5 protein-coding genes are annotated in these 3186 nt (G+C 40.8%); all 5 read right to left on the bottom strand.

Going from position 1 to position 3186, the window contains the following annotated elements:
- Window positions 1–224: 224 nt before the first annotated feature.
- A complete protein-coding gene (locus G7Y46_RS08995) occupies window positions 225–491 on the bottom strand; it encodes a type II toxin-antitoxin system RelE/ParE family toxin (RefSeq protein ID WP_165254015.1) in 267 nt (88 codons plus the stop codon).
- Window positions 481–702: a ribbon-helix-helix domain-containing protein gene (locus G7Y46_RS08990; RefSeq protein ID WP_165254014.1), complete on the bottom strand. Its 222-nt coding sequence runs from the start codon at window positions 700–702 to the stop codon at window positions 481–483. The genes G7Y46_RS08995 and G7Y46_RS08990 overlap by 11 nt, the downstream gene beginning before the upstream one ends.
- Before the next feature lie 269 nt (window positions 703–971).
- Window positions 972–1196, bottom strand: coding sequence for a hypothetical protein (locus tag G7Y46_RS08985; RefSeq protein WP_165254013.1), 225 nt, complete (start codon window positions 1194–1196; stop codon window positions 972–974).
- 6 nt (window positions 1197–1202) lie between these two features.
- Window positions 1203–1640, bottom strand: coding sequence for a hypothetical protein (locus tag G7Y46_RS08980; RefSeq protein WP_165254012.1), 438 nt, complete (start codon window positions 1638–1640; stop codon window positions 1203–1205).
- A 5-nt stretch (window positions 1641–1645) separates the two neighbouring features.
- Window positions 1646–3067 (bottom strand): hypothetical protein, encoded by a 1422-nt coding sequence (locus tag G7Y46_RS08975; RefSeq protein WP_165254011.1) that lies wholly within the window; start codon window positions 3065–3067, stop codon window positions 1646–1648.
- Window positions 3068–3186: the final 119 nt, after the last annotated feature.

Below are 3186 nucleotides of genomic sequence, written 5' to 3'. Positions count from 1 at the left end.
TTTCCCACTGTAACGCACCTTTTTCAAAGAAAAATGTAATTTATTAAAACCCCCTTTTAATCCCCTACGGGGGGTATTATAGCAATTAACATTATTTTACACTTTTACGTGTGGTTATTATAGCAATTAACATTATTTTACACTTTTACGTGTGGTTATTATAGCAATAAGTTTTTTTACACCTCTATCAAAAATAAAGGTAAGCATAGCTTGTTTAATGGATATTACCGCCTGTATATCTCTCGTCGATGACCAACATCAACTGCTAGGATGATTAACTCGTCGTCAATAATGCTGCAAATAATACGGTAATCACCTACACGATATCGCCAAAGCCCTCTCAGAGTCCCTGTGAGAGCTTTTCCTTTACTTCTGGGGTCTTCTATGCCCTCTAGTTCACTTAAAGCCCTCAGAACGCGCTGAGCGGCTTTATAGGGCATTTTAGAAAGTGCTTTACGGAAACCTCGTGATGTTGTGACCTTATAACCCATATTCAGCCATCACATCTTTTAGGGGTACAGGCTTTTGTTTGCCTTGCCTGATTTCCTCAAGGTCTTGAAGTATTCCAAACTCCCACTCAAGTCGATCAATAGAATCAGCAAGTGCTTCATTCATGTAAAACGACTTAGTACGTCCGGTTGTTTTTGCCAGATTTTCGTAGCGACTCTCGATTGTGGGGTCCATACGCAGTGATGTAGTCATATATGCGCTCTTTTCTTAATTGGATGTATTATTTGTAATATTTGTATTACATTATACCGACTAGCGAACAGTAGTGTGAGCGATTCTGGCAGAAGTGACAGGATTTTGTTTCGCGTTTCGCGAAACCGAGGCAACGGCGAAGCCGTTGGGCATATTGTATCAGAAGCTTTTAGCTTCGTATTACAAGATGCGGTCCTCGTGTCCGAAACCGTGGAACAGTTTCGGAACCTGTTTTTAAAAAGTAAAATTAACTTTGCAACTTTTAGTTGCTAATCGTTAGAAGTAGCAAGTTCAATTGTTGACCGCTGATAGCATCTATCACAAAGCATATAAAGCGATCCATCACTAGAATTAAGATTCCAAGCATAATCCTTTGATGTTATGGCATTATCGCAGTGGTAGCAGGTTTCAGAATGCGTAACCAAAAACCTTTCAGCATCGCACTCCTCAACGCTGCCATCGTGTGACCACTGATAAATAACTCGTTGCTTCATAAACCCTTACTCTTTCCACGCTTCTTTGAGCCTTTGCCAGCGAGATTTATATTTTATTTTTTGTTCTTGGTTCTCAGGTATTAAATCTTCTTTACGATCGGCTGCATGGAGAAGCTGCGCTGCTTGTCCTTGTTCTTGAGCGTTAAGCAATGCTTTATTTAGATTGCGAATCTGCTCATCCTTTATCTCTAGTTGCTTTGTGAGTTCTTGATAAACCTCAAAAGGTACTGTTTTTAAGGTTTCGTTGGTTTCGCAACTTGGTTTCGTTGGTTTCGCAACTTGCGAAACCTCTTTTCCATAATGCCTGTATATAGCGCTAATTTCATTTTCGTTAGGTTTCCATTGTTTCGCAACTTGCGAAACCTCATGTTTCGCGCACCATTTGCGTATGGATTGTTCAGAGACGCCGCAATCTTGAGCTATTTCTTTTATGGTTTTCGACATAATAGCTATCTCTCAGATTGATTTTTAAGCCACTTTATCACGGTAGGACGAGAGACTCCAAGCGCACGCGCTATTTCAGAATGGTTGGCTTCTGGATGAGATGCAGCGTATTCCTTAATCAATACTTTTTTCGTTGGAGCACCGCCACGATAGCGCCAACTTCCATCCGGGTAATCCAAATCACGAAATACCCAAGCTCTATTCTCTAAGTGATCTCTTTGGCTCTTTCCGTTTCGCTTCTGAGTACCAAATTCCCAACCGCATAGATCTTCGAGCCACCATTTAGGGAAGTGTCGATGGTCTGGACAGTCTTCGAAACACCGCATTGCTTTTTCGCATTCATCCCAGCCAATTTCTGGATGGCCATATTTTTTGGCGCATTCATTCCAACCTGCATGTATTTCTTTAACATCAGCGATTAACTGTTCGCGAGGGATACGATCTTTGATAGATGCAATTGTGAGTGCTTGTACTTGCTTGTAGCGGTGTCCATATTCTCCGTACAGCCTAGTATGGTCTTTTTCACGCTGTGCAAGCCAGCGATAAAAGCCAGGGTTCCAGCCGCGGCGATTTGTTTTCTTAACATAGGGTTTATTTTTCGAAGTCGTTATTTCTTTTTTCATTAGGCTTTTTGACATATCGAATTCATCAACTGTAAATTTCACCTGAGAAAGACCAGCAAACCTAGCAAGCTCTTCGATCTCTATTGGATTACCAGTACGCCATGCTGTCACAAGAGAGTGTCCAGTTTTTGGAAGTGAACCAACAACACGATAAGGCTGCGTTATACCGTGGTAGTCTCTATTGCCTAGTCCTGAAGCAACGTATTCATCGAATTCGTTAGCTGAGCTGCGCATATCGTGTTTTTCATCATAGAGTGAGCGATTTATAACGTCTAATTCTTTTCGCCAGCGCTTCATAACAGAAACAGGCGTTGCTAGTACGTAGTAAAAGTGCATTCCTCGCCCAGAACAAACAACATAGGTTGGATTAGGCTTATCTTTTTGTAACCAATAATAACCGGGAGTATGAATTAGACCGTATTCTTCATCAAAAGCTGCCGGTTCAAAATAATATTTAACTGCTTGCGGCTCTCCATAATCAAGGTCAACCACAAACGCACAAAGCTGGTCAGCGTGGTCTTTTCCGTTTAGGGAGTGCCACCTGCCATCTCTTCCTTTGTGCGGAAAATAAGTACAAGCCGATATATACGCATCGTTTCTGCCTGTAATTATTTCTTCAAGATTTCTAAGAGCAACTGATTTCCATGTGCCGCCACACTCGGCTGAAAGAGTCACAGGAACCTGCATATCATCGTGGTATTTCATATAAGAATTCGAATATTGAAAAAGTTCTCGATAAAAATCCTGAATAGACAGTTCATCAAAACCTAAATCTAAAAACACGTCTTCATGAAGATTTCCCACTGTAACGCACCTTTTTCAAAGAAAAATGTAATTTATTAAAACCCCCTTTTAATCCCCTACGGGGGGTATTATAGCAATTAACATTATTTTACACTTTTACGTGTGGTTATTATAGCAAT

Source organism: Adlercreutzia sp. ZJ304 (assembly GCF_011039075.1).
In the GTDB taxonomy this organism is placed as follows: domain Bacteria; phylum Actinomycetota; class Coriobacteriia; order Coriobacteriales; family Eggerthellaceae; genus Adlercreutzia_A.
Note: the sequence above shows the minus strand (reverse complement) of the source record. Positions and strands in the feature narration are given on the sequence as shown.

Excerpts from the sequence above, each read along its gene's own strand:
- G7Y46_RS08995 (WP_165254015.1), bottom strand. The coding sequence starts at position 491 with ATGGGTTATAAGGTCACAACATCACGAGGTTTCCGTAAAGCACTTTCT.
- G7Y46_RS08990 (WP_165254014.1), bottom strand. The coding sequence starts at position 702 with ATGACTACATCACTGCGTATGGACCCCACAATCGAGAGTCGCTACGAA.
- G7Y46_RS08985 (WP_165254013.1), bottom strand. The coding sequence starts at position 1,196 with ATGAAGCAACGAGTTATTTATCAGTGGTCACACGATGGCAGCGTTGAG.
- G7Y46_RS08980 (WP_165254012.1), bottom strand. The coding sequence starts at position 1,640 with ATGTCGAAAACCATAAAAGAAATAGCTCAAGATTGCGGCGTCTCTGAA.